The organism is Aeromicrobium sp. UC242_57, assembly GCF_044452305.1.
In the GTDB taxonomy this organism is placed as follows: Bacteria; Actinomycetota; Actinomycetes; order Propionibacteriales; family Nocardioidaceae; genus Aeromicrobium.
This window is the reverse complement of record NZ_JBIOAM010000003.1, coordinates 419,682-441,577: the sequence shown is the minus strand read 5'-3', so window position 1 is coordinate 441,577 and position 21,896 is coordinate 419,682. Positions and strand designations below refer to the sequence as shown.

At 66.0% G+C, this 21,896-nt stretch carries 34 protein-coding genes and 4 pseudogenes; 25 read left to right on the top strand and 13 right to left on the bottom strand.

Annotated features, from left to right (window positions below; genetic code table 11):
• Position 1 precedes the first annotated feature (1 nt).
• Together ACHMWU_RS12460 and ACHMWU_RS12455 are read right to left on the bottom strand one after the other, a co-directional pair.
• On the bottom strand, positions 2 to 415 hold the full coding sequence (locus ACHMWU_RS12460; protein WP_396044092.1) for a helix-turn-helix domain-containing protein: 414 nt from the start codon (positions 413 to 415) through the stop codon (positions 2 to 4).
• Positions 405 to 812, bottom strand: a complete 408-nt coding sequence (locus ACHMWU_RS12455) for a DUF6597 domain-containing transcriptional factor (protein ID WP_396044090.1) — start codon at positions 810 to 812, stop codon at positions 405 to 407. The genes ACHMWU_RS12460 and ACHMWU_RS12455 overlap by 11 nt, the downstream gene beginning before the upstream one ends.
• Before the next feature lie 73 nt (positions 813 to 885).
• Between ACHMWU_RS12455 and ACHMWU_RS12450 the strand changes: the two genes are divergently transcribed.
• The 10 genes and pseudogenes from ACHMWU_RS12450 (at position 886) to ACHMWU_RS12405 (ending at position 5,243) form a co-directional block, all read left to right on the top strand.
• The gene (locus tag ACHMWU_RS12450) at positions 886 to 1,323 is read left to right on the top strand and encodes a DUF3224 domain-containing protein (protein WP_396044088.1); all 438 of its coding nucleotides are present in this window, start codon (positions 886 to 888) and stop codon (positions 1,321 to 1,323) included.
• Between the two features lie 35 nt (positions 1,324 to 1,358).
• On the top strand, positions 1,359 to 1,508 hold the full coding sequence (locus ACHMWU_RS12445; RefSeq protein ID WP_396044086.1) for a hypothetical protein: 150 nt from the start codon (positions 1,359 to 1,361) through the stop codon (positions 1,506 to 1,508).
• Positions 1,483 to 1,689 carry a hypothetical protein gene (locus ACHMWU_RS12440; protein ID WP_396044084.1) on the top strand — a complete coding sequence of 69 codons (207 nt, stop codon included), beginning with the start codon at positions 1,483 to 1,485 and terminating at the stop codon, positions 1,687 to 1,689. Before ACHMWU_RS12445 ends, ACHMWU_RS12440 begins: the two co-directional genes overlap by 26 nt.
• On the top strand, positions 1,649 to 1,840 hold the full coding sequence (locus ACHMWU_RS12435) for a hypothetical protein (protein ID WP_396044082.1): 192 nt from the start codon (positions 1,649 to 1,651) through the stop codon (positions 1,838 to 1,840). The genes ACHMWU_RS12440 and ACHMWU_RS12435 overlap by 41 nt, the downstream gene beginning before the upstream one ends.
• The gene (locus ACHMWU_RS12430) at positions 1,833 to 2,237 is read left to right on the top strand and encodes a hypothetical protein (protein ID WP_396044080.1); all 405 of its coding nucleotides are present in this window, start codon (positions 1,833 to 1,835) and stop codon (positions 2,235 to 2,237) included. The genes ACHMWU_RS12435 and ACHMWU_RS12430 overlap by 8 nt, the downstream gene beginning before the upstream one ends.
• Positions 2,189 to 2,476 (top strand): methyltransferase domain-containing protein, encoded by a 288-nt coding sequence (locus tag ACHMWU_RS12425; protein WP_396044078.1) that lies wholly within the window; start codon positions 2,189 to 2,191, stop codon positions 2,474 to 2,476. The genes ACHMWU_RS12430 and ACHMWU_RS12425 overlap by 49 nt, the downstream gene beginning before the upstream one ends.
• On the top strand, positions 2,473 to 2,751 hold the full coding sequence (locus tag ACHMWU_RS12420) for a hypothetical protein (RefSeq protein ID WP_396044076.1): 279 nt from the start codon (positions 2,473 to 2,475) through the stop codon (positions 2,749 to 2,751). The genes ACHMWU_RS12425 and ACHMWU_RS12420 overlap by 4 nt, the downstream gene beginning before the upstream one ends.
• A pseudogene (locus ACHMWU_RS12415) lies at positions 2,748 to 3,164 on the top strand (AAA family ATPase); the annotation flags it as partial. The gene ACHMWU_RS12420 and the pseudogene ACHMWU_RS12415, both read left to right, overlap by 4 nt.
• A gap of 260 nt (positions 3,165 to 3,424) precedes the next feature.
• Positions 3,425 to 4,573: pseudogene (locus tag ACHMWU_RS12410) on the top strand (metallophosphoesterase); the annotation flags it as partial.
• A complete protein-coding gene (locus tag ACHMWU_RS12405; RefSeq protein ID WP_396046704.1) occupies positions 4,557 to 5,243 on the top strand; it encodes a hypothetical protein in 687 nt (228 codons plus the stop codon). The pseudogene ACHMWU_RS12410 and the gene ACHMWU_RS12405, both read left to right, overlap by 17 nt.
• 17 nt (positions 5,244 to 5,260) lie before the next feature.
• Here the strand turns inward: ACHMWU_RS12405 and mca are convergent, their stop codons facing one another.
• Positions 5,261 to 6,109: a mycothiol conjugate amidase Mca gene (gene mca / locus ACHMWU_RS12400; RefSeq protein WP_396044074.1), complete on the bottom strand. Its 849-nt coding sequence runs from the start codon at positions 6,107 to 6,109 to the stop codon at positions 5,261 to 5,263.
• Between the two features lie 137 nt (positions 6,110 to 6,246).
• Here mca and ACHMWU_RS12395 point away from each other — a divergent pair, with 137 nt between their 5' ends.
• The gene (locus tag ACHMWU_RS12395) at positions 6,247 to 6,624 is read left to right on the top strand and encodes a DUF4307 domain-containing protein (RefSeq protein ID WP_396044072.1); all 378 of its coding nucleotides are present in this window, start codon (positions 6,247 to 6,249) and stop codon (positions 6,622 to 6,624) included.
• 66 nt (positions 6,625 to 6,690) lie between these two features.
• Positions 6,691 to 7,194, top strand: coding sequence for a transcription elongation factor GreA (gene greA, locus ACHMWU_RS12390; RefSeq protein ID WP_396044070.1), 504 nt, complete (start codon positions 6,691 to 6,693; stop codon positions 7,192 to 7,194).
• 106 nt (positions 7,195 to 7,300) lie between these two features.
• On the opposite strand, the gene ACHMWU_RS12385 is transcribed toward greA, so the two are convergent.
• Positions 7,301 to 8,491, bottom strand: a complete 1,191-nt coding sequence (locus ACHMWU_RS12385) for a pyridoxal-phosphate dependent enzyme (RefSeq protein WP_396044068.1) — start codon at positions 8,489 to 8,491, stop codon at positions 7,301 to 7,303.
• A gap of 69 nt (positions 8,492 to 8,560) precedes the next feature.
• On the opposite strand from ACHMWU_RS12385, the gene ACHMWU_RS12380 reads away from it, so the two are divergent.
• Genes ACHMWU_RS12380 through ACHMWU_RS12370 form a run of 3 tightly spaced genes read left to right on the top strand, consistent with a single transcriptional unit; the run spans position 8,561 to position 10,508 of the window.
• Positions 8,561 to 8,992, top strand: a complete 432-nt coding sequence (locus ACHMWU_RS12380) for a MarR family winged helix-turn-helix transcriptional regulator (RefSeq protein ID WP_396044066.1) — start codon at positions 8,561 to 8,563, stop codon at positions 8,990 to 8,992.
• Positions 8,989 to 9,624, top strand: coding sequence for an MFS transporter (locus ACHMWU_RS12375; RefSeq protein WP_396044064.1), 636 nt, complete (start codon positions 8,989 to 8,991; stop codon positions 9,622 to 9,624). The genes ACHMWU_RS12380 and ACHMWU_RS12375 overlap by 4 nt, the downstream gene beginning before the upstream one ends.
• On the top strand, positions 9,513 to 10,508 hold the full coding sequence (locus ACHMWU_RS12370; RefSeq protein ID WP_396046702.1) for an MFS transporter: 996 nt from the start codon (positions 9,513 to 9,515) through the stop codon (positions 10,506 to 10,508). The genes ACHMWU_RS12375 and ACHMWU_RS12370 overlap by 112 nt, the downstream gene beginning before the upstream one ends.
• Before the next feature lie 75 nt (positions 10,509 to 10,583).
• On the opposite strand, the gene ACHMWU_RS12365 is transcribed toward ACHMWU_RS12370, so the two are convergent.
• From ACHMWU_RS12365 to ACHMWU_RS12355, 3 genes are read right to left on the bottom strand one after another with little or no spacing between them, the layout of a single operon-like run.
• Positions 10,584 to 10,913, bottom strand: coding sequence for an MmcQ/YjbR family DNA-binding protein (locus tag ACHMWU_RS12365; RefSeq protein WP_396044062.1), 330 nt, complete (start codon positions 10,911 to 10,913; stop codon positions 10,584 to 10,586).
• Positions 10,913 to 11,686, bottom strand: a complete 774-nt coding sequence (locus ACHMWU_RS12360; protein ID WP_396046700.1) for an AI-2E family transporter — start codon at positions 11,684 to 11,686, stop codon at positions 10,913 to 10,915. Before ACHMWU_RS12360 ends, ACHMWU_RS12365 begins: the two co-directional genes overlap by 1 nt.
• A 25-nt stretch (positions 11,687 to 11,711) precedes the next feature.
• A complete protein-coding gene (locus ACHMWU_RS12355) occupies positions 11,712 to 12,014 on the bottom strand; it encodes an AI-2E family transporter (protein ID WP_396044060.1) in 303 nt (100 codons plus the stop codon).
• Positions 12,015 to 12,158: 144 nt separating this feature from the next.
• Between ACHMWU_RS12355 and ACHMWU_RS12350 the strand changes: the two genes are divergently transcribed.
• The 3 genes and pseudogenes from ACHMWU_RS12350 (at position 12,159) to msrA (ending at position 13,550) form a co-directional block, all read left to right on the top strand.
• Complete coding sequence (locus ACHMWU_RS12350; RefSeq protein WP_396044058.1) at positions 12,159 to 12,854, top strand: ankyrin repeat domain-containing protein; 696 nt, start codon at positions 12,159 to 12,161, stop codon at positions 12,852 to 12,854.
• A gap of 41 nt (positions 12,855 to 12,895) precedes the next feature.
• A pseudogene (locus ACHMWU_RS12345) lies at positions 12,896 to 13,099 on the top strand (peptide-methionine (S)-S-oxide reductase); the annotation flags it as partial.
• 28 nt (positions 13,100 to 13,127) lie between these two features.
• A complete protein-coding gene (gene msrA / locus ACHMWU_RS12340; protein ID WP_396044056.1) occupies positions 13,128 to 13,550 on the top strand; it encodes a peptide-methionine (S)-S-oxide reductase MsrA in 423 nt (140 codons plus the stop codon).
• A 113-nt stretch (positions 13,551 to 13,663) separates the two neighbouring features.
• Here msrA and ACHMWU_RS12335 read toward each other — a convergent pair whose 3' ends face one another.
• Positions 13,664 to 14,167: a hypothetical protein gene (locus tag ACHMWU_RS12335; protein WP_396044054.1), complete on the bottom strand. Its 504-nt coding sequence runs from the start codon at positions 14,165 to 14,167 to the stop codon at positions 13,664 to 13,666.
• Between the two features lie 296 nt (positions 14,168 to 14,463).
• The gene (locus ACHMWU_RS12330) at positions 14,464 to 14,874 is read right to left on the bottom strand and encodes a DUF2510 domain-containing protein (RefSeq protein ID WP_396044052.1); all 411 of its coding nucleotides are present in this window, start codon (positions 14,872 to 14,874) and stop codon (positions 14,464 to 14,466) included.
• A gap of 576 nt (positions 14,875 to 15,450) precedes the next feature.
• Between ACHMWU_RS12330 and ACHMWU_RS12325 the strand changes: the two genes are divergently transcribed.
• From ACHMWU_RS12325 to ACHMWU_RS12315, 3 genes are read left to right on the top strand one after another with little or no spacing between them, the layout of a single operon-like run.
• Positions 15,451 to 15,855, top strand: coding sequence for a hypothetical protein (locus tag ACHMWU_RS12325; protein ID WP_396044050.1), 405 nt, complete (start codon positions 15,451 to 15,453; stop codon positions 15,853 to 15,855).
• A gap of 22 nt (positions 15,856 to 15,877) precedes the next feature.
• The gene (locus ACHMWU_RS12320; protein WP_396044048.1) at positions 15,878 to 16,417 is read left to right on the top strand and encodes a uracil-DNA glycosylase family protein; all 540 of its coding nucleotides are present in this window, start codon (positions 15,878 to 15,880) and stop codon (positions 16,415 to 16,417) included.
• A gap of 47 nt (positions 16,418 to 16,464) precedes the next feature.
• Positions 16,465 to 17,214 (top strand): potassium channel family protein, encoded by a 750-nt coding sequence (locus ACHMWU_RS12315; RefSeq protein ID WP_396044046.1) that lies wholly within the window; start codon positions 16,465 to 16,467, stop codon positions 17,212 to 17,214.
• A 3-nt stretch (positions 17,215 to 17,217) separates the two neighbouring features.
• Here the strand turns inward: ACHMWU_RS12315 and ACHMWU_RS12310 are convergent, their stop codons facing one another.
• The gene (locus ACHMWU_RS12310) at positions 17,218 to 17,409 is read right to left on the bottom strand and encodes a winged helix-turn-helix transcriptional regulator (RefSeq protein ID WP_396044044.1); all 192 of its coding nucleotides are present in this window, start codon (positions 17,407 to 17,409) and stop codon (positions 17,218 to 17,220) included.
• A 285-nt stretch (positions 17,410 to 17,694) separates the two neighbouring features.
• Here ACHMWU_RS12310 and ACHMWU_RS12305 point away from each other — a divergent pair, with 285 nt between their 5' ends.
• From ACHMWU_RS12305 to ACHMWU_RS12295, 3 genes are read left to right on the top strand one after another with little or no spacing between them, the layout of a single operon-like run.
• Positions 17,695 to 18,351 (top strand): NAD(P)H-binding protein, encoded by a 657-nt coding sequence (locus ACHMWU_RS12305; protein ID WP_396044042.1) that lies wholly within the window; start codon positions 17,695 to 17,697, stop codon positions 18,349 to 18,351.
• The gene (locus ACHMWU_RS12300; protein ID WP_396044040.1) at positions 18,348 to 18,548 is read left to right on the top strand and encodes a hypothetical protein; all 201 of its coding nucleotides are present in this window, start codon (positions 18,348 to 18,350) and stop codon (positions 18,546 to 18,548) included. Before ACHMWU_RS12305 ends, ACHMWU_RS12300 begins: the two co-directional genes overlap by 4 nt.
• 22 nt (positions 18,549 to 18,570) lie before the next feature.
• Positions 18,571 to 18,996, top strand: a complete 426-nt coding sequence (locus ACHMWU_RS12295) for a VOC family protein (RefSeq protein WP_396044038.1) — start codon at positions 18,571 to 18,573, stop codon at positions 18,994 to 18,996.
• 18 nt (positions 18,997 to 19,014) lie between these two features.
• Here ACHMWU_RS12295 and ACHMWU_RS12290 read toward each other — a convergent pair.
• A pseudogene (locus tag ACHMWU_RS12290) lies at positions 19,015 to 20,165 on the bottom strand (cytochrome P450).
• Positions 20,166 to 20,199: 34 nt separating this feature from the next.
• Positions 20,200 to 20,406 carry a hypothetical protein gene (locus ACHMWU_RS12285; RefSeq protein WP_396044036.1) on the bottom strand — a complete coding sequence of 69 codons (207 nt, stop codon included), beginning with the start codon at positions 20,404 to 20,406 and terminating at the stop codon, positions 20,200 to 20,202.
• 114 nt (positions 20,407 to 20,520) lie between these two features.
• Here ACHMWU_RS12285 and ACHMWU_RS12280 point away from each other — a divergent pair, with 114 nt between their 5' ends.
• Positions 20,521 to 21,030: a helix-turn-helix domain-containing protein gene (locus ACHMWU_RS12280; protein ID WP_396046698.1), complete on the top strand. Its 510-nt coding sequence runs from the start codon at positions 20,521 to 20,523 to the stop codon at positions 21,028 to 21,030.
• Here the strand turns inward: ACHMWU_RS12280 and ACHMWU_RS12275 are convergent.
• The gene (locus ACHMWU_RS12275; RefSeq protein ID WP_396044033.1) at positions 20,993 to 21,862 is read right to left on the bottom strand and encodes an SDR family NAD(P)-dependent oxidoreductase; all 870 of its coding nucleotides are present in this window, start codon (positions 21,860 to 21,862) and stop codon (positions 20,993 to 20,995) included. The two genes, ACHMWU_RS12280 and ACHMWU_RS12275, sit on opposite strands and share 38 nt — an antisense overlap.
• Between the last annotated feature and the right edge of the window lie 34 nt (positions 21,863 to 21,896).

Sequence of the window (21,896 nt, the reverse complement as noted above, 5' to 3'; positions counted from 1 at the left end):
GTCAGGCCTGTTGCTCGTATGTCCGCGGTGGCGTGCCGACGACGGCCGTGAACGCTCGTACGAGGTGGGCCTGGTCTGCGAAGCCCAGCTCGGTGGCCAACGCCGCCCAGTCGGTGCGCTCGCTGGTGTGGGCTGCCGCCGCGGCATCCAGCAGCCGGAACCGCTGCACGACCCATTTCGGGCCGATGCCGAGGTAGGCGGTGAACTGGCGTTGCAGGGTCCGCAGGCTGACCCCGCTGATCGAGGCCAGCTGGTCGGCGCGGGTCACCGACTGATCGGTCTCTGCCCGTCGCACCAAGGCGTTGAGCCCATCGGCCACGGGGTCGGGGTACGCACCGCACAGGTCGAGGTGCTTCTCCAACGCCGACACCATCGCACCGTCCTCTGCGCCCGGTTGCAGGATCTCAGTCGCCACGGCCTGGTCGGCAGGACCGACCAGATCTCCCAGCGGCACGACCCGACCGGCCACGTCGCTGACGTCCGCGCCCAGCAGCGCCCGAAAAGCTCGCGGGCTTGAACGTCGCTCCGAGCACGTGCCCACGATCGTGCAACGTCCGCACGAACGGCTCTCGCGTGAGCCCGTTGACGAGCAGCCGCGGTTCTGCACCCAGCGCCTCGGCCGAGAGCGTCACGCACGGCTGCGGGATGACCTGCTGCTCGTACGGCTCGGGGCAGTCCCGAGCGGACGATCCAGTAGTACTCGACAAAGGACGCCCAGCGCGCGGACGGGGCCACCCGCGACACGTCGATGTGCTGCCCGGACTCCGTCGGCCGCACGATCGCGGCGTCCCCCGACCTCGCGGATCCGTCATGAGACACCTGTCATGAAGTCAAGTGTCGCGTTTGTTCAAGACCGGTCAAGCCACAGGCTCCTACCGTCGAGGCATGACTACGACACACACCACGACCGGCAAGTTCACCGTCACCTCGTGGAAGGAGGAGATCGTCATCGACGTCGACGGCGACGCCACCGATGTCAACGGCGTCAAGTATCCGACCCGCGGGTTCTCCCGAGCCGACACGAGCTATTCCTACTCCGGCGCGATCGAAGGTTCCGGCGTCGTCTCCTATCTCATCTCCTACCGCCCCGGCGTCGCGCCGGTCAGCGGCTTCGAGCAGTTCACCGGATCGATCGACGGGCATGACGGGACGCTCGTCTTCCAGCACGTCGGCGAGCACGACGCCGAAGCCGTGCGCGCGACGCTCCACATCGTCGACGGCATGGGCACTGGCGGGCTCGAAGGAATGACCGGCGAAGCCACGATCAACCTGGCCGGGCACAGCGACGACGGCTACGACATCTCGTTGACCTACTCGCTGTAGCCACGTCGACGAGCCCGCCTGTCACACTGGCACACGTGCTCCTGACCATCTCCGCGCAACAGTCCGATGTGCTCCATGACGCATCCGATCTGGGCTACCTGTTGCACAAGCACCCCGACCGGATGCAGAGCTTCGACGTCCACGGCGGCCAGGCAGTACGTGTTCTACCCCGAGTCGACGACTGAACGCTGCACCGCGGCGTTGCTCCTGGAGGTCGACCCGATCGCCCTGGTCAAGGGCAAGGGCGCCAAGCAGCAGGCCTTCTCGCTGGGGTCAGTACGTCAACGACCGCCCCTATGCCGCGTCGTCGCTGTTGTCGGTCGCGATGGGCAAGGTCTTCCGCACCGCGTTGGGCGGACGCTGTGACAGCAAGCAGGACATCGCCGACGCCCCGATCCCACTGACAATCGACATCCCCGCCGTGCCTGGCGGGGCCGACCTGGTGACCCGGATGTTCCAGCCCCTGGGTTGGCGAGTCACCGCCGAGCCGCTTCCGCTCGATTCCGAGCTTGCCTGAGTGGGGCGATTCGACGTACGTGCGACTCACACTGACAGGCGAGATCCGTCTCGCCGATGCCCTGAACCACCTCTACGTCCTGCTGCCGGTGCTCGACGGAGCGAAGCACTACTGGGTCGCCGACGACGAGGTCGACAAGCTGATGCGCGCCGGCGAGGGCTGGCTGGCGAGCCATCCTGAGCGTGAGCTCATCAGCCGTCGTTACCTGGCCCATCAACGCAACATGGCCACTGAGGCACTGACCCGGCTGGCCGAGCTCGACGGAGTCGGCCGCCTGTCGCTCAGGAAGATCGGCCCCGTCCTCTCGTCGCACTGCGCCACGATGCAGTGCTCGACGCCCTCGCGTCGGTGCGCCCGACCAGCGTCGTCGACCTCGGCTGCGGACCTGGCGCGCTGATCGGCAAGCTGCTCGTGCTGCAAGGCATCGACCGGGTCATCGGGACCGAGGTCAGCGACGCCGCGCTGCGTACTGCTGCCCGCCGGCTGCACGTCGACGCCATGACCGAGCGCCAGGCGCAACGGTTGTCGCTGTGGCTGTCGTCGCTGCAGTACGAGGACACTCGGCTGGTCGGGCTCGACGCGGCCGTCCTGATGGAGGTCATCGAGCACATCGACCCGAACGAGTGCCCGCCGTGACCGCGAACGTCTTCGGCCACATGCAGCCGCGTGCGGTCGTCGTCACGACGCCCAACGCCGAGCACAACGTCCGGTACGAGGCCCTCGCCCCAGGTGCGATGCGCCACCCCGACCACCGGTTCGAGTGGACCCGCGAGCAGTTCGCCGCCTGGGCTTCGGCGACGGCAAAGGCGTACGGCTACACCGTCGACCTCCGCCCCGTCGGTGACGACGACCCCGTCGTCGGGCCGCCGACCCAGCTGGCCCTCTTCACCCGGACGGCGGCGGACGCATGACGACTCTCCGTATCCCTCAGACCTCGCTCGTCGTCCTGATCGGTGCCAGCGGTTCGGGCAAGTCAACCTTCGCCGCCCAGCACTTCGCCCCGACCGAGGTCATCTCCAGCGACCACTGCCGTGGCCTGGTCGCCGATGACGAGAACGACCAGTCCGCGACGACCGCTGCGTTCGAGGTGCTCGAGTTCATCGCGGGCAAACGGCTCGAGGCAGGGCGACTCACCGTCATCGACGCGACCAACGTCCAGCCGCACGCCCGCAAGAGCCTGGTCACTCTCGCCAAGGCTCACGACGTGCTGCCGGTCGCGATCGTCCTCGACCTTCCCGTGTCGGTCGGGGTCGAGCGCAATGCATCACGCCCCGATCGCAACCTGGGTGCTCACGTCGTCAAGCGCCAGCACGACCAGCTGCGTCGCTCGCTCAAGGGTCTGCGCCGCGAAGGGTTCCGCTCGGTGCACGTCCTCAGCTCGATCGACGACGTCGAAGCGGTCACGATCGAGCGCGAGAAGCTGATGAACGACCTGCGCGACCGCACCGGTCCGTTCGACGTCATCGGAGACGTCCACGGCTGCCGGCCGCAGCTGGAAGGCTCTTGGAGGATCTCGGCTACTCCCTCCTTCGTGATGACCAAGGTCGTCCCGTCGATGCCTCGCATCCCGATGGCCGTCAGGTCGTGTTCGTCGGCGACCTGGTCGATCGCGGCCCCGACTCACCCGGGGTCCTCCGCCTCGCCATGGGCATGGTCCGCGCCGGACATGCCCTGTGCGTCTCGGGCAACCACGAGGCGAAGCTGTCGCGCGCGCTCGAAGGTCGCACCGTCACGCTCAGCCACGGGCTCGAGACCACGATGGCCCAGCTGGAGGCGGAGAGCGACGACTTCCGGCGCGACGTCCGGACCTTCGTCGACGGGCTGATCGCGCACTACGTCCTCGACGAGGGACGACTCGTCGTCGCCCATGCGGGTCTCAAGGAGGCCTATCACGGCCGAGCGTCCGGACGGGTCCGCTCGTTTGCGCTGTACGGCGACACCAGCGGCGAGACCGACGAGTTCGGACTGCCGGTGCGTTACCCCTGGGCTGAGGAGTACCGCGGTCAGGCGACCGTGCTCTACGGTCACACGCCTGTGCCGCACACCGAGTGGATCAACAACACGATGTGCCTCGACACCGGCTGCGTGTTCGGCGGTTCTCTCACAGCGCTGCGCTATCCCGAGCGCGAGATCGTCAGCGTCGAGGCGAGCGAGGTCTACTACGAACCCGTACGCCCGCTCGCTCCCCCGCCTCGCGACCCCGACATCCTGCGTCTCGACGACGTCCTGGGTCCACGGATCGTCGAGACGTCCACGATGGGACGCATCTCGTTGCGCGAGGAGAACGCCGCAGGCGCGTTGGAGGTCATGAGCCGGTTCGCGATCGACCCGGCACGCCTGGTCTACCTGCCGCCGACGATGTCGCCGTGCGACACCTCCGCACTCGACGATCATCTCGAGCATTCGGCCGAGGCGTTCAACCACTTCACCAAGACCGGTGTGACCGAGGTGCTGTGCGAGGAGAAGCACATGGGGTCACGCGCCGTGATCTCGGTGCGGCGCGACGGAACCGGTGTCATCCACACCCGGACGGGCCGGGCCTTCTTCGATGACACGACCCAGCACGACGTCCTGACATCCTTTGCCGCCGCAGCGGGTGAGGCCGGTTTGTGGGACGAGCTCGGCACCGAGTGGATGCTGCTCGACGCCGAGATCATGCCGTGGTCGGCCAAGGCCATCGACCTGATCCGGTCGCAGTACGCGGCGGTCGGCACCGCTGCGCGGTCGGCTCTGCCTGCAGCGCTCGACGTGCTGGCCCAGGCCGCGGCCCGCGGCATCGACACTACGGAGGCTGGCGCAACGCACGGCCCGGCGCTCTGCCAATGCCGACGGCCTGCGCGACGTCTACCGGCGCTACTCCTGGCCGGTGTCGGGCACCGACGGCTTGCGCATCGCGCCGTTCCAACTGCTCGCGAGCGACGGCCGGACGTACGAGACTCACGATCATCTGTGGCACCTCGGCCTGGCCGACCGGCTCGTCGCGACCGATCCGACGCTGTTCACCACGACCCGTCGCCTGGTTGTCGACACGAGCGATCCGGCATCAGTCTCAGCAGGCAACGACTGGTGGACCGCGCTGACCGCGTCCGGCGGTGAAGGCATGGTCGTCAAGCCGCTCGCCAACTTCGTCCGGGGACCCAAGGGACTCGCGCAGCCAGGCATCAAGGTGCGTGGTCGCGAATACCTGCGGCTGATCTATGGACCCGACTACACCGAACCGGCGAACCTGACCCGCCTCCGCAACCGCAACCTCGGCCACAAACGGTCGATGGCGCTGCGCGAGTACGCCCTCGGGCTGGAGGCCCTGCGGCGAGTGACGTCAGACGAACCCGTCTGGCGCGTCCATGAGTGCGTCTTCGCCGTGCTGGCGATGGAGAGCGAACCGGTCGACCCGAGGCTGTGAAACCTCAGCTGTGAAGGTCAGCGCAGCCCGGCGAACAGGTCTGTCTCGGGGATGCTCGTCTCGACCTTCGAGTCGACCAGCTGGTAGTCCTCGGTCGGCCACGCCTCGGCCTGCACCTCGTGCGGCACCGCGAAGAACCATCCTTCGGGATCGATCTGCGTGGCGTGAGCCAGCAGGGCCGCGTCGCGGACCGGGAAGTACTCGGCGCACTCGACCCGCGTCGTCAGCCGGGCCTCGTCCTCAGGCTTGCGCTCCAGTCCTTGAACCGCTCCGCGTACGGGTTCTCGAGACCGTGACGTTCCATGGCCTGCGCGATGGCTTCCATGCGGTCCCAGCCAGCCCAGGTGGTAGTAGAGCTTGGAGACCTGCCACGGCTCCCCGAGTCGGGATAACGGGTCGGATCGGCTGCGGCCTCGTACGCATGGACGCTGATCAGGTGGCACATGATGTGGTCGGGGTGCGGGTACGCCGCCGTTCTCGTCGTACGTCGTCAGGACGTGCGGCTTGAACGAACGGATCAGCCGCACCAGAGGCTCAGCCGCATCCTCGACCGACACGAGGCCGAAGCAGCCTTCAGGCAGCGGCGGCTTGGGATCACCCTCGGGCCAACCGGAGTCGACGAAGCCGAGCCAGTCCTGCGTGACCCCGAGGATCTCGCGAGCGCGGTCCATCTCCTCGCGCCGGATCTCGGTGATGAGCTCAGGGTTGTCCTCGATGCCAGGATGCTTGAACTGCGGGTTCAGGATCGAGCCGCGCTCGCCACCCGTGCAGGTCACGACGTGGACGTCGACGCCCTCGGCCACGTACTTGGCGGTCGATGCCGCACCCTTGCTCGACTCGTCGTCAGGGTGGGCATGCACATGCATGAGACGAAGCTTCTCGGCCACGGTTCTCCTTCAAAGACGTAGGCAAATCCTCGCACCCGGAACAACACCGTCCACCATCCGGGTGTTCCACGACGGCCGTCCACCGTGTGCTGGGTGGCGCCTGAGCACTGGAAGGCGTGACCGACCTGAATGCCCGCTACGGATCCCGCCAACGTCCCAGGTGGGTCTGGCCCGTCGTCGCAGTCGCCGGGGTGGCCCTCGGCATCGCGTTCGCGGCGTGGGTGGGCTTCCAGAAGGATCCCGTCTCGGCCAAGCTCTGGGCCTACGACGTGATCGACGACAAGCAGGTCGAGATCAAGCTCGACGTGACCCGGCCCGATCCGCTCGCCGTCCGCTGCACGATCTACGCACAGGCCGCCGATCACGTCATCGTCGGCGAGAAGACCATCGACATTCCTGCGGCTTCGAAGGAAACTGTGCGCGTCAGCGCCACGATCGAGACCGAGCGCAGGGCCGTCAACGGTGTCCTGAGAACGTGTGTAGCCGCTGATTGAGTGCTAGCCTTGCAAGTTCACCCCGGGCGCTGGCCCGGGGTGCAGCACGTCAAGGAGGACGCACTGATGACTCAGCCGACACAGTCAGACACAATCTGGGTGACCCAGGAGGCGTTCGACCGTCTGCAGCAAGAGCTCGCGCATCTCAAGGGCGATGTGTGGGCCGACATCACGACCAAGATCGCTGCTGCGCGCGACGAGGGCGACCTGAAGGAGAACGGCGGATATCACGCCGCTCGCGAAGAGCAGGGCAAGACCAAGGCCCGCATCGATCAGCTCGAGGCGATGCTGCGCAAGGCCGAGGTGGGCGAGAAGCCTGCCGACGACGGCCTCGCCGAGGCCGGCATGATCATCACGATCCGCTTCGCCGGTGACACCGAGACTGAGACGTTCTTGCTCGGCTCGCGTGAGCTGCTCAGCATGGACTCCAGCGTCGAGCTCGACGTCTACTCGCCGACGTCGCCCCTCGGCGCCGCGATCCTCGGCAAGACGGTCGGCGAGTCTGCGACGTACGAGACTCCCAACGGCAAGTCGATCACGGTCGAGCTGGTCGCCGCCAAGCCGTTCTGACCCCTCTCGCCCTTCTCGCTCGAGATGTCGGCGGTTTTACGTCCAACCCTGCCTGGTGTGGACGTAAACCGCCCGACATCTTGCGTGGTCGGGGAGGCGTGGCTGGCTATAGGAGCAGGTAGCCCAGGTCGGTCAGCTTCTGCCGCACCTCGGCGCGGTGCCCGGGGCCCCTGGTCGCGACCTCGACATCGACGTCGACCTGACGCACCGGCAACGAGTCTGAAGAACGGTCGTGGTTGACCGTCAGCACGTTGACCTGCATGGCTGCCAGGTCGCTGAGCAGCCGCATCAGCTCACCTGGCCGGTCGGAGATGCGGGCCCGGAAGTTGAGGAACCGCCCGCCTGCAGCGAGGCCGTGACGGATGACGTCGAGCAGCACGAGGGCGTCGATGTTGCCGCCCGACAGCACCGCGACCACGGGCCCGTCGAAGTCGTCCGGCCGTTCGAGCAGGGCAGCGACGGCTGCCGCGCCCGCCGGCTCGACCAGCATCTTGGCTCGCTCCAGCAGTGACAACAGCGCACTGCTGAGGGACTCTTCGCTGACCGTGATGACCTCGTCGAGCAACGACGCCAGGATCTCGAACGGAATGTCGCCGGGCTGCGCGACGGCGATCCCGTCGGCCATCGTCACGCCCATCGAACCGAGCACAGGATGCCCAGCGGTCATCGACTCCGGGTAGGCGGCCGCCGACTCTGCCTGGACACCAACGATCCGCAGATCAGGACGTTCACTGCGCAGCAACGCGATACCGGCGGCCAGCCCGCCACCGCCGAGCGGTACCAGGATCGTCCGGACGTCGGGGCACTGCTCGAGGATCTCGAGGCCGACCGTCCCCTGACCGGCCACGATGTCTTCGTGATCGAAGGGGTGGATCAGCACCGCACCCGTCCGTTCGGCGAAGGCACGCGCCGGCACCAGCGCCTCGGTCACCCCGGCCCCGTGGAACTCGATGTCGGCGCCGTAGCTCTCGGTCGCGGCCACCTTGGGCAGCGCAGCGCCTTCGGGCATGAAGATTGTCGACTTGCTCCCCAGCAACGAGGCCGCAAGAGCGACACCCTGCGCATGGTTGCCGGCGCTCGCGGCAACCACCCCGCGAGACCGTTCTTTTCTCGCTGAGCCGGGCGATGCGGACGTACGCTCCTCTGATCTTGAACGAGCCGGTGCGCTGAAGGTTCTCGGCCTTGAGGAACACGTCCTGCCCGGTCCGCGGCTCAACCAGCGTGAGTGCGCCATAGGCGTCGTCTCGGTGACACCGGCGAGCAGCGCACGGGCGGCCCGTACGTCGTTGAGGTCCACCTCGTCACCCTAGTGCGTCGTCGCGCACATCGCGTCGTTGCAGGTGGCAACCTGTTATATGTTTGGACCATGCAATCGGACGCACGGACGGCCGAGGACGCGATCCTGCAACTGTCTTTGGCAGTGGGACGACGACTTCGCGCACGGCTCGACGGAGACCCGGTCGAATGGTCACAGGCCACCTTGTTGTTCACCCTCAAACGTCGAGGTGCCCTCCGGCTCGGCGACTTGGCTGAGTCGATGCGCTTGGACGCGTCGACCGTCAGCCGTCACGTGCAGCAGCTGGCCGACCGAGAGCTCATCAGCCGTGAGCCCGATCCCGTCGACGGCCGCGCGTGCATCCTCGCGATCACTGATGCCGGCCGCGCCGCGCTGACCACGACCTTCGACCACCGCCGTTCGATCCTGACCGAGGCTCTGGCCGACTGGGACGACACCGAACGCGAACGCCTGCGCGACGACCTCGTCCGCCTCAACGGATCCCTGGGAGCACTGCCATGAGCGAGACCCGCACCAGCGCCGACGAGACGTACCTGTCTCACCGGCAGATCCTGGTGATCCTCGGCGGTCTGATGACCGGGATGTTCCTGGCCACGCTCGACCAGAGCATCGTCGGCACCGCCCTGCCCCGCATCACCTCCGACCTCAACGGGCTCAACAAGCTGAGCTGGGTCGTGACGGCGTACCTCTTGACCTCGACCGCAGCAACGCCGTTGTGGGCAAGATCTCCGACCTGTACGGACGTCGACCGATCTTCCAGGCAGCGATCATCACGTTCTTGGTCGGTTCACTGCTGTGCGGCTTCGCCCGCAACATCGAAGAGCTATCGCCTTCCGCGCACTCCAGGGCATCGGCGGTGGCGGGTTGATGGCGCTGGCGTTCGCGACCCTCGGCGACGTCATCCCGCCCGCGAACGCGGCAAGTACATGGGCTACATGGGCGCTGTCTTCGGAACGTCCAGCGTGCTCGGCCCGGTGCTCGGCGGCTGGCTCGCCGACGGCCCCGGCTGGGAATGGATCTTCTGGCTCAACGTGCCGATCGGCGGTGTCGCGCTCGTCGTCACGTCGTACGCGCTCAAGCTCCCCACACCCGCCGCGACCACACGATCGACTGGTTCGGCGCCGGCATCCTAGTTGCCGGCGTCTCGTCGCTGCTGCTGTATCTGGCCTGGGCCGGGCCCGATCACGGCTGGACGTCCGGCCTCGGGCTCGCGCTGCTCGGTGGTGCCATCGTGCTGACCGCGCTGTTTATCCTGACCGAGCTGCGCGCCACGGAGCCCATCATCCCGATGGAGCTGTTCAAGAGCTCCATCTTCTCGACGACCAATGCGATGGCTGTCACGGTCGGGCTCGCGATGTTCGGCGCGATCATCTTCATCCCGCTGTACCTGCAGGTCGTGATGGACATGACGCCGACCAAGTCCGGGTTGGCGATGCTGCCGATGGTGATCGGCATCTTCGGCACGTCCATCCCGTCGGGCAACTGGGTCACGAAGACCGGACGCTACCGGCCCATGCCGATCGCGAGCGCGACGATCGTCATTGCTGCCCTGCTGGTGCTGTCGCTGCTCAATGCCGACAGCCCCTACTGGTTGGCCGCCCTGGGCCTGTTCGTCTTCGGGGCCGGGCTCGGCTTCTCGATGCAGCTGCTCACCGTCATCGTCCAGAACGCCGTCGACCCCCGGCACATGGGTATCGCCACCAGCACCATCACGTTCTTCCGCACCTTGGGCGGAACGGTCGGCGCGGCACTGTTCGGTGCCGTGCTCAACACCCGCCTGGCCCACCACCTGGCGGAGAACCTCGGGACGACTGCCGGCAGCCCATCCGTCGACACCAACGACGTCTCGACGATCGCCGGCCTGCCGGAGCCACTCAGGTCGGACGTCATCGACGCTTTCGCCAGCGCGCTGCACGACGTGTTCATCTCGGCCATCCCGATCATGCTGATCGCGCTCGTGCTCTCGCTGTTCATCAAGGAGATCCCGCTCCGCACCCGTGCGACGCCCGGCCCCTAGAGGACTCAAGAATCTGGTTTTGTCCGCCGCATCGCGGACAGAACCAGATTTGTTTGTCCCCGCAGGGATGACCGGCTAGGGCCGGTCGCGGGCCGGCAGCTTGTCGACGATCAGGTCGTAGGAATCCTCGATGAGCTCCTCGACCATCCCGTCGGGCAGGCTCCCGTCGAGCTGCACTGTGATCCAGTGCTTCTTGTTCATGTGATAGCCGCGCTCGATCGCCGGGTACGTCTCGACCAGGCCCGTGACGTCCTGCGGCTCGGCCTTGAGGTTGATGCTCGTGGCCCGGTCGACCCCGGTCAGGGCGAAGATCTTGCCGCCGACCTTGTAGACCGCGGTCTCCTCGCTGAACGGAAAGGTCAACGTCGCACCGACGAATCCGGCACAGATCGCGTGGACGTCCATCACGCTGGCTCCGGCTCCGCCTCGAAGTCATCTTCTGGATCAGCCTGATAGTCACGGGCCACCACGACCAGGTGACGTACGACGCCATTGAGGCAGGCTGCCAGCGGCACCGCGATCAGCGCACCCACGACGCCGGCAACCGTGATGCCGGCGGCGATCGCGATGATGATCGCCAACGGATGCACCCGCACCAGCCGGCCCATCAAGAACGGCTGCAGCACGTGCGACTCGATCTGCTGCACCACGATGACCGCGATCAACATGAACAATGCCGTCCACGGGCCCTGCGCGACCAACGCGACCAAGACGGCGACCATGCCGGACAACAGCGCACCGACGATCGGGATGAACGCTCCGAGGAACACCAGCACCGCGATCGCGAACGTCAACGGCACGCCCAGCACCCACGCCGCGAACGCGATGCCGATCGCATCGGTCAGCGCGACCAGGACCGTGGCACGCACGAACGCCGTCAGCGACGTCCACGCCGTGTGCCCCGACGAGTCGACACGGTCACGTGCCGCTGCCGGGAAGAGCGCGACGACCCAGCTCCAGATGCGCTGGCCCTCATAGAGGAAGAAGAAGGAGGAGAACAACGCGATGAAGAACCCTGCAACGACATGGGTCAGCGTCGTCCCGACCTCGCTGACCCGCGCGAACACCGACGTGTCGCTCGACGCGATGGACTCCTTGGCGCTGTCGACCCAGCTCTGGATCTGCGTGTCGGTCAGGTCGAGCGGGCCGGTCTTGGCCCAGTCCTGCACCTGCGAGATGCCTTCGACGACGTTGGTGCGCAGATCAGTTACCTGCGTGGAGAGCTTGCTGACCCACCAGAGCCAGCATGCCGAAGAACGCTGCGAGCATCACGATGACGACGGTGAACGTCGCCAGGATGCGGGGCAGTCCTCTGGCCTGGAGCCAGTTGACGACGTCGACGGTCAACGCCGTGCCCAGCAGGGCTACCGCGACGGGCACCGTGATCTCGGAGAAGTAGCGCAGCAGCCAGATGCCTAAGGCTCCAGCCGCAGCGATGACGAGCAGGCGCCAGGCCCATTGGGTCGCGATCTCGACCCCGACCGGGATCTGATGCTTGGAGTTCACACGCTCACCGTCCACGCTCGCCACACTATCCGCAGAGGAACACGAACGGACGCTCCGACGTTGTCCAGAGTGTGAAGTCGTCCCGCCTGTTCCTGATCGTCGCCCTTGCCGTGCTCGTCGCGTCCTGCTCGACAGGGTCGTCCGATGCCACCGCCGATCCCGAGCCTGACCCGACCACAGCGTCGTCGGCCACTCCTCCGCCCACGACCGAGCCGCACGCCGACCAATCCGTACGAGAAGCTGTCGACTGCCGCGCGCGATCGCCAGCTGCTCTCGGCGGCCCGCAGCGGCAACGCAGACAAGACGGAGCTGCTGCTGGCGGCGGGTGCCGACACCGAGACCCGCGACGATCACGAACGGACGCCGTTGCTGATCGCGGCGACCCGCGACCACGTCGCGGTGGCGCGGGTCCTGGTGGCCGCCGGGGCAGATCCCGACGCCCTCGACGACCGGCACGACACCCCCTGGCTGGTGACGGGAGTATCCGGGAGTGCCGCCGTGGCCAAGGAGATCCTGGCCGCCGACCCTGATCTGACGATCCGCAACAGGTTCGGCGGCATCTCGATCATCCCGGCGAGTGAACGCGGACACGACGAATACGTCGCGTACGTGCTCGACAACACCGACATCGCCGTCAACCACGTCAACGACCTGGGCTGGACCGCGCTTCTGGAGGCGGTCATCCTCGGCAAGGGTTCAGCGCCGTGGCAGCGAATCGTGCAGTCGCTCGTCGATCACGGTGCTGACGTGTCGATCGCCGACCGCGACGGCGTGACGGCGCTGCAGCACGCTCGGCAGCGCGGCTTCACGCAGATCGCCACGATTCTTGAACGGGCCTGACCGGGCCCTCCTCCGTAGACTTCCAAACGAAAGGCGGAACCATGATCTTTGGTCGCAGCAAGTCAGAGCTCCCCACGTCCGACAATGCCCTGAAGGGCCGTGAAGGCCGTCCGTTCCAGGTCGGCGGAACCCACCTCGTCCTCGGCAACCCCGTCGAGACCCAGGCACCAGACGGCTTCGAGGTTGCCGTGTTCGGCCTCGGCTGCTTCTGGGGCGAGGAGAAGACGTTCTGGGAGGTGCCCGGCGTGTGGTCGACCTCCGTCGGTTACGCCGGTGGTCAGACCTCGCGACCCCACGTACGAAGAGGTGTGCTCCGGTCTGACCGGGCACGCCGAGGTCGTCCGAGTCATCTTCGATCCGGCCAAGGTCACCTTCCAGCAGCTGCTCGAGGTGTTCTGGGAGAACCACGACCCCACGCAGGGCATGCGCCAGGGAAATGACCGCGGCACCCAGTACCGGTCGATCATCCTGACCACGACCCCCGAGCAGCAGGAGCAAGCCGAAGCCTCCCGCGCCGCCTACCAGGTGCAGATGACCTCGGCAGGCTACGGGGAGATCACGACCTCGATCCTGCCGCTGGAGCGCTACTACTACGCCGAGGACTACCACCAGCAGTACCTGGTGAAGAACCCCAACGGCTACTGCCCCCTGCACGCGACTGGCGTGGCCTACGAGGCGCCGGAGCAGTACCGCTGAGCCGGACGCGATAGTCGCTGACCAGTACGAGCCGTCTGCGGTCGTCTCCTAGTGAATCGAGACGTCCACCAGGTTTCTTGACGCGATGCCGCGCGCGGGCTCTATTGGCTCAGTCACTTGAAATGCCGGGCAACCTTCGTGTGCCGTTTGACGATATCGACGATCTGATCAGACAAACCCAACATCCTCTTGTTGATCTCCTCGATGTCGTCGCCGCTCCAGGCGCAGTCCCTGACGTTGTCACCGATGAAGAGGTCCATCTCGTTCGCGCACGCAGCGAGGTCATCCGGCGCGAGCAAATTGACCTCGTACAAGGCCATGTTCATGAGATGCACTCTGCGGTTGTACCAATCGAGATAGTCATCGTCTGCGAGCGCCCGTTCATCAGGCGAAATGTCCAGTACTGACTCGCAGTCTCCTGCTCGACCGAGAGGAAGTTCGCCACAGCCGTCCGCAGCGACGGCCCTCCACCCCTCCTTCAAGCCGCCTCGATCCTGCACGCGTCGGGACAAGTGGCCGATAGCCCCGCCAATCACCGCACCCGCGAGTCCGAGAACTCCCGCCCACCACCACGGGGCTTGATTCGCCGTAGTCCAATCCCACGCGCCGGTATGCATCGTGCAATCCTGCCAGCTGTGAGGGTCGCCGATAGCCGACCGAACGTTCCCCGCTCGTGACCGATTGCACTCAGGATCGGATCGGGGAGGCTCAATGTGAAGTGGCGAAGGAACGAGCCGATGAGTCTCGATAGCACGGTGGTTCACTGCCCGCTGCATTCGACGGGCGTGGCCTACGGCCCATTGCCCAAGAGTCGCTGGCCACGCAGTGCATCTGAAACAGACCGGCCTGCTTCGAAGAGCACACGTCAACGGCCCGTCAGTTCGATATCTGACGGGCCGTTGGCAAGGCCGAACTAGTTGCGCTTGGCGAGCCTATAGATGCCGTAGACAACGGCCAACAAGAAGTCGACGATCATCCAAAAGACAACGATGAGGGCAACGCCGAGGCCGGTGCCAATGTCCTCAGCGTCATTGCAAGCTTGTTGACTCAGCGAACCACAATCTGTTGCGTCACCGCCGCTACTCGATGCACCAGCGATGATCCACACGATGAACAAGACCTGCACGGCCATGAAGAACCACAAGAAGATGCGCTTCTTCTTCCTCTCAGGTTCTGCGCGAGACGACGGGGCGTCAGGTTCGGCCGACTGGTAGTGGTCAGTCCAGCCATCGCCGTCGAACCAACGCTGTCTTCCTGCTTCGTCTGCATAGAAGCCTGCAGGTGGCTTCGCGCCGCCGCTGGCTGGGGTGTTCGTGTCCGTCATATGTGGTGTACTTCCCTAGGAAAATGTGACGGGTCACGCTAACCACTGCGGGAGTCTGCTCGTCCTGACTTCCTCTGGAATGGCTCGGAATAACTAGAGCAGCCGCCACTTGTGTCTGATCCGACGACAGAATCGGCCGGCCAACAACGCCAAGGGATGTCAACCGCAGGTACTTCGTTTCGACAGCTCACTTGTTGCCCTTACCCGAAGGTCGCTCCTAGCGCCAGTGGCTGGCTGCGATAGGTTCCGGTGATGGTCACCGGGCGCGAGGCATTCATCATCCTCGGTGTGATCGCATGCACGATCGCGGTCTTTGGAGCCATCTGTTGGCTCGCCTACGCGACATACAACGGCAGGTTCTTGCGCAAACCACACGTCCCTACCGCTGGCCAGCTCGAGGCCCTGACTCAACTGTCATCGCGCTGGCAGCAACAGTGGCCTGGGTGCAGGCCCGTCGGTCATGAGCTGCGAAGCGATGCGTACGACCGCTGGGTCAGGTTCCACAGCCTGCCGGATTCGAAACGACACGCCGATACCGCTTCTGAGTACGCAACTGTGCTGGACCGGCACCACACGATGCTTGCTGAGCTCAAAGCCGCCTCAGACGACGATGCCCTCATCGCGATCACCTGCTCCTGGTCCAAGACCCCCTGCCCCCGAAAACGTGCATCGGAGCTGGAGCGCGCGGTCCCGCAAGCGGTCTGGTGGCAGAGCCTGATCGAGGACGATTCCGACCCCGACCACATCGGGTGGCTGCACCTCTTCGTCAGCCGTCATCGAACGGCGTCCGAGCTCAACTCACTGCTCATGCTCGTGGCGGATGGCCAGACAGCAGGCGTCACCATCGCTGACGAACAGCTGACCTGGCTCTACCACCCGTACGACGGCGGGGCAGACGTGATCGCGCCCAACGGCGAAGCAAGAGACCTGCTCCGCGGCTCCTACGCTCGCTGGCTTTCCGCACACCCCAAGGGCCTGTGACATAGGACGGTCCGACATGGGCATGACTCGCGCAGAGCTCGAGTCGTTCGCTGGCAGGTCGATACCCGATCTGTTGCCGGACGATCTGCGTCTGCTGTTCGTCGGCATCAACCCGGGTCTGGTGAGCGCCGCGACGGGCATGCACTTCGCCAGGCCCGGCAATCGGTTCTATCCCGCTCTCCGCCAGGCCGGAATCATCTCGGTTGATGCGCTCACACCCGAGGCGGCTGCGCCCGAGCTGCTGCGGCGTGGCATCGGAATCACCAACATCGTGGCTCGCGCTTCAGCCCGGGCCGACAGCTGGACGACGCGGAGCTGGTCGAGGGACGCCGCCGACTCGAAGGGTTCATCCACGAGCATGCTCCGACGGTCGTCGCCTTCGCCGGCATCACGTCGTACCGCATCGCGTTCGGTGAGAAGAAGGCCAAGCCCGGACGTCAGGACCGCGTCATCGCGGGAGCAGAGGTGTGGGTCGTGCCCAATCCCAGCGGGCTCAACGCTCACGAGACCGTCGAGTCCCTGGCTGTCGCGTACGGCGCTGCGGCTGATGCTGCCGGAATAGCACGCTCTTCTGCCCCCGCATGACGCAATCTCTGACAGCATCAACGAGTGGATGAAGCACGGAGACTGAAGTGGGAGCGGCTGGTCGACGGCCCTGCGACGGCGTCTGCCATCGCCTTCCTGGCGGCGTACGCGTGGCCGATTCTGGATCCGCAGCTATCAGATCCGCTGACTGCCGTGTGCCGATGGATCGTCTGGGTGACGTGGGCGATGCTCGTGGTCGACCTCACGGCGCGTCTCGTCCTGTCTGAGGACCGGTGGGCCTTTCTTCGCAGATCACCCTTGGACGTCGCCGTCGTCCTGCTGCCGCTTCTGCGCCCCTTGCGGCTGCTTCGACTCGTTGCTCTGCTGACCGTGATCAACCGGTTCGCCGGCAACTCGATGCGCGGGCGAGTCGGCGATCTCGTCGGCTCGGTGACCCTGATCGTCTTCATCGCCTCGCTGGCCGTGCTCGACGCCGAGCGCGGAGGCAGCGGCTCGATCCAGTCGTTCGGAGATGCCTTGTGGTGGTCCATGACCACGATCACGACTGTGGGCTATGGCGACATGTTCCCGGTCACCACCACCGGGCGACTCATCGCCGTCGGCCTGATGTTCTCCGGGATTGCCGTGCTGGGCGTCGTCACTGCGTCATTTGCATCCTGGTTGATCGAGAAGGTGTCCGAGGCCAGCGATGAGGCAGGTGCTGCGACCGCGCGAGACATCGCCGCGCTTCGGCTCGAGGTAGTTGCTCTTCGGGAGAGCTTGAGCACTGCTCGGAATGACACCGCCGCACACGAACGCGACTCCTCGGCCTGAGGCTCACGCGCTTTCGCGCACCCGCATGACCTCGGGCATGACCTCGTAGACCGCCTGGATCAGGGCGCCGACAGCCGTCGCGACCTGTTCGCCGGACGGCGTCAGTGCGTACTCGACGTGTGGGGGCAGCGTCGACTGCACACGACGATCCACCAGCCCGTCTGCCTCGAGTGACTTGAGGGTCTGCGACAACATCTTCTCGCTGACACCCGCGACCTTGCGCCGGATCTCGCCGAAACGGGCTGGCTCCGAGCTGCAACGCTGCCAGGGTCAGCGACCCCCAACGGCTCGTGACGTGCTCCAGCACCGCACGTGACGGACAGTTGCCACCCATCACGTCGAACGGTCGAGCTGATTCCTGACCCATGACGCCTCCTAGAACTCAAGGCTAACACTTGGTAAGTACTAACTACTAGTTTGCGCTTTCGAATAGTTAGTGTAGATTTCAAGTATTCACCCCGACCTCGCAAAGGACACACCATGACCATCGCCGTCACCGGAGCCACCGGCCAGCTGGGCTCCCTCGTCATCGACTCACTGCTCACCAAGGTTCCGGCCACCGAGATCGTCGCGATCGTCCGCGACGCGGCCAAGGCCCAGCCACTCTCCGACCGAGGCGTCGACGTCCGCGTCGCCTCGTACGACGACCGCGCAGCACTCGACACGGCCCTCGCCGGAGTGGACAAGGTCCTGCTGATCTCGGGCAACGAGATGGGGCAGCGCCTGGCGCAGCACACGAACGTCATCGACGCCGCCATCGCCCAGAACGTCTCACTGCTCGCCTACACCAGCGCACCGTCGATCGACACCTCGACGCTGCCAGTCGCGCCCGAGCACCTCGCGACCGAGCAGTACCTGCGCTCGACCGACCTGAACTACGTCGCCCTGCGCAACGGCTGGTACCACGAGAACTACGTCCCGGCGATCGACGCCGCTCGTCACACCGGCACGGTGCTGACCAGCGCCGGTGACGGCCTCGTCGCCAGCGCCGCACGCGCTGACTTCGCCGAAGCTGCGGCAGTCGTCCTGACGACCGACGAGCCTCTCAAGCAGGTCTACGCGAGCCCACTGGCGATGTCGCCTGGTCGCAGGACGAGCTCGCAGCGACGATTGCCGAGGTCATCGGCTCTCCTGTGACCGTCGCACAGGTCTCCCCCGACGAGCAGGCGCAGGCCCTCGCCGCGGCTGGCGTGCCCGACATGTGGGTCGGCTTCACCGTCGCGACCGACGCCTCGATCAAGAACGGCGAGCTCGCTGGCACGACCGGTGAGCTCAGCGCGTTGATCGGCCGTCCGACGACACCCCTGATCGACGCATTGCGCGCCACTGTCTGACCTCCTCGCTAACGTCTTCGGCATGGACCAACGACTCAGCCTCATCACCCTCGGCGTCGCCGACCTGGCTCGCTCGCGCGAGTTCTACGAGTCGGGCCTGGGATGGTCGAAGGGAAATGCCGAAGACGAGGTGGCGTTCTACCAGCTCAGCAACGGGCTGGTTCTCGCCTTGTGGTCACGTTCTCAGCTGGCCGCCGACGCCCGCATCACCGACACCGGAGCGACGTTCAGCGGAGTCACGATCGCGTTCAACGCACGATCCCGTGCCGAGGTCGACACTGTGCTCACGCAAGCTCAAGCCGCCGGAGGTGTCATCACCAAGCCCGGCGAGGAGCAGGTCTGGGGCGGGTACTCGGGCTACTTCGCCGACCCCGACGGGCATCTGTGGGAGGTTGCCTTCAACCCCGACTGGCCGATCGACGAGTCCGGCCGCGTCACGCTGGGCTGAGAACGCGGGGCCTGCGCGTCATCGGCGAGCGACCCCGAGCTCGAAACCGAGCGGCATCAGCGTCAGCCGTTCGGTGATCGCAAGCTCATACTCCAGATCAGGCGTCAGCTCGTACCGATGCAGGATGCGCGCCAGCACCAAGATCGCTTCGTGCAGCGCGAACTGCCGTCCGATGCACGACCGCTCCCCCGTGCCGAAAGGCTTGTAGACGTGCGGCGCCCGGCCACGTGAGCGTTCGGGCGAGAAGCGGTCTGGGTCGAAGCTGTCGGCGTCCTCGCCCCACACTGCTGGGTCACGGTGGATCATCGGCAGGACCACGATCGCCCAGTCCTGCGGACGCATGACGTGGCCGGTGGTCAGCGTCGTCGTCTCACGCGGGCTGCGCGAGAAGGCAGGCGCGGTCGGCCAGAGTCGCAGGCCCTCGTCGAGCACCCGGCGCAGGTAACGGAACTTCGCCACCTGCTCGAACGCGGGCTCGGTGTCGCGATCAGGTCCGAGGATCGTGTCGACCTCGGCCTGCGCCTTCGCGAGGGCTGCCGGATCACGAGTCAGGTAGTACAAGGCGAACGACAAGGCGCCGGAGGTCGTCTCGTGCCCTGCGACCAGGAAGGTCAGGATCTGGTGACGGATGTTGACGTCGTCGAGGCGCGCCCCGGTGTCGGGGTGCGCCGAGTTCAGCATGAGACCCAGCAGATCGCGATCATCATCAGCCCGCTGCTGCGGCGCTCGGCGATGATGGTGTCGAGCAGGCCGTCGATATAGGCCTGATGGTGGGCGTTGCGCTTGTCGATGCGCTTGGCCATGAGCCCGGCCCCGGGCATCGACTCCAACGATCCCTTGCGCTGACCAGCCTTGAGCGCGGCGATCATGGCTGGGATGAACGGATGAGGCTCGTCCCGGGTGAACGAGCCGAAGTCTTGGCTGAACGCCGTCCGGCTAATGCTCTCGAGCGTCAGCTTGGTCATGTCGGCGGAGACGTCGACGGGCCCAACAGCCCGGTCCCACGCGTCGAACAGCTCCCGAGCGGCCCCCAGCATGACCGGGTGATAGCTGCGCATCGCGTCCTTGGTGAAGGCAGGCCTCAGCAGGTCGTGGGCGAGCGCCCAGTTGGTCTCGTCGTTGTAGGCCGTGAACAGTCCCTCCCCGACGAACTCACGCAGAGCCGTCAACGCCGGCGGCAACGCCTTGGCGAACCGGGACTCGTCACACAAGCTCGGCGGCAAGCTCTGCTCCGGACACGAAGACGAACTTCTGATCGAAGATCTTCAGCTCGAGATCGGGCCCCAGACCCTGCGCGCGCCGCATCGTGCTCTGCAACGGCGCAGCAGCATCCGTCCCGAGGACGTCGCCGACGACCGGCCGACGCCCGGGCGGATGGGCGAACGTGTGCCCCGACCAGTCATTGCGCATGAACGCTTCCCCATCTCTCCAGGAGCCTGTCCTCCAGTAGTGTGCCGACATGGCCACCCGCACTCGCCTCAGCCGTGAAGCTCGTCAGGACCAGCTGCTCGACCTCGGGGCCGGCTGTTTGCCGATCGTTCCTACGAAGACGTCCACATCGAGGAGCTGGCCGAGGTGGCCGGCGTCTCCCGTGGGCTGCTGTACCACTACTTCCCCAACAAGCGGGCCTTCTTCGCGGCGATGGTCAGCCGCGAGTCGGGCCGCATGGCCGAGCTGACCTCGCCTGACTCCGACGCACCGGTTGTCGACCAGCGCGCGACGGCGTCGAGGCCTACCTCGACTACTGCCAGGCCAACAAGGCCGGCGTCAAGGCGGTGTTTCGCGGCGCTGCATCGGCCGACGCCCAGGTCCAGGCCATCATCGACGAGGACCTCCGCGTCCAGACTGCCCGCATCATCGCGGCCATCAGCCCGGCACAGCCGTCCGAGCTGCTGGAGCTCGCGGTGCGCAGCTGGGGTGCAGCTGCTGCGCAACATCAGCCTCGAGTGGCTCGACACCAAGGACGTGGGCCGTGACGAGGTCCGTGATCTCGTGATCACGATGCTGACCTCGACACTGCCAGCCCAGCCCTGACATCGCACTTGCCTACAACCGTTGCGCCTGCTGAACGCAGCCACGATCCGCTGGTAGCCAGGGCCGGCGGCACGCACGAACTTGTCGAGCACCCCAGGCATCTGCACCGATCAGCACGCGCGGTCGGTTCTTCTCGACTCCCTTGAGGATCACCTCGGCGGCCTTGCGGGGCGAGGTGCGCGCGAAGCTTGTCGAAAGCCCCAGCCAGCTCGTCGTGATCGAGCCCGTCAACCTGCCCGCTGTTGCGAGCGATGTTGGTCTTGATGCCACCGGGGTGCACGCACGTCACCTTGACGGGACGCTTTTCGTTGAGCATCTCCTGTCGCAGCGACTCGGTGAAGCCGCGCACCGCGAACTTCGCGGCGTTGTAGGCGCTCTGGGTGGGAACCGAGAACAGTCCGAAGATGCTCGAGATGTTGATGACGTGCCCGTCGCCCGAAGCGATCAGGTGCGGCAGGAATGCCTTGGTGCCATTGACGACACCCCAGAAGTCGACGTCCATGACGCGGTCGATGTCCTTGAACGACATCTGTTCGATGGTGCCGGTGAATGCGATGCCGGCGTTGTTGAAGACCAGGTTGACGGCTCCGAACTGTTCGGCGACCGAGTCGGCGTACGACAGCACCAACTCTCGCTGCGAGACGTCGAGCGAGTCGGAGCGAACATCGGCGCCAGCGGCCTTGACCAGCGCCTCGGTGTCGGCGAGTCCGGCTAGGTCGACGTCACTGATGGCGAGCCGCGCGCCGCGCCGGGCGAGCTCGACTGAGAGCGCCCGTCCAATGCCGGATCCTGCGCCGGTCACGACGGCGACCTTGCCCGTGAAGTGAGTCATGGCAGTCCTCTCGATTTCAGATACTGGAGGTATC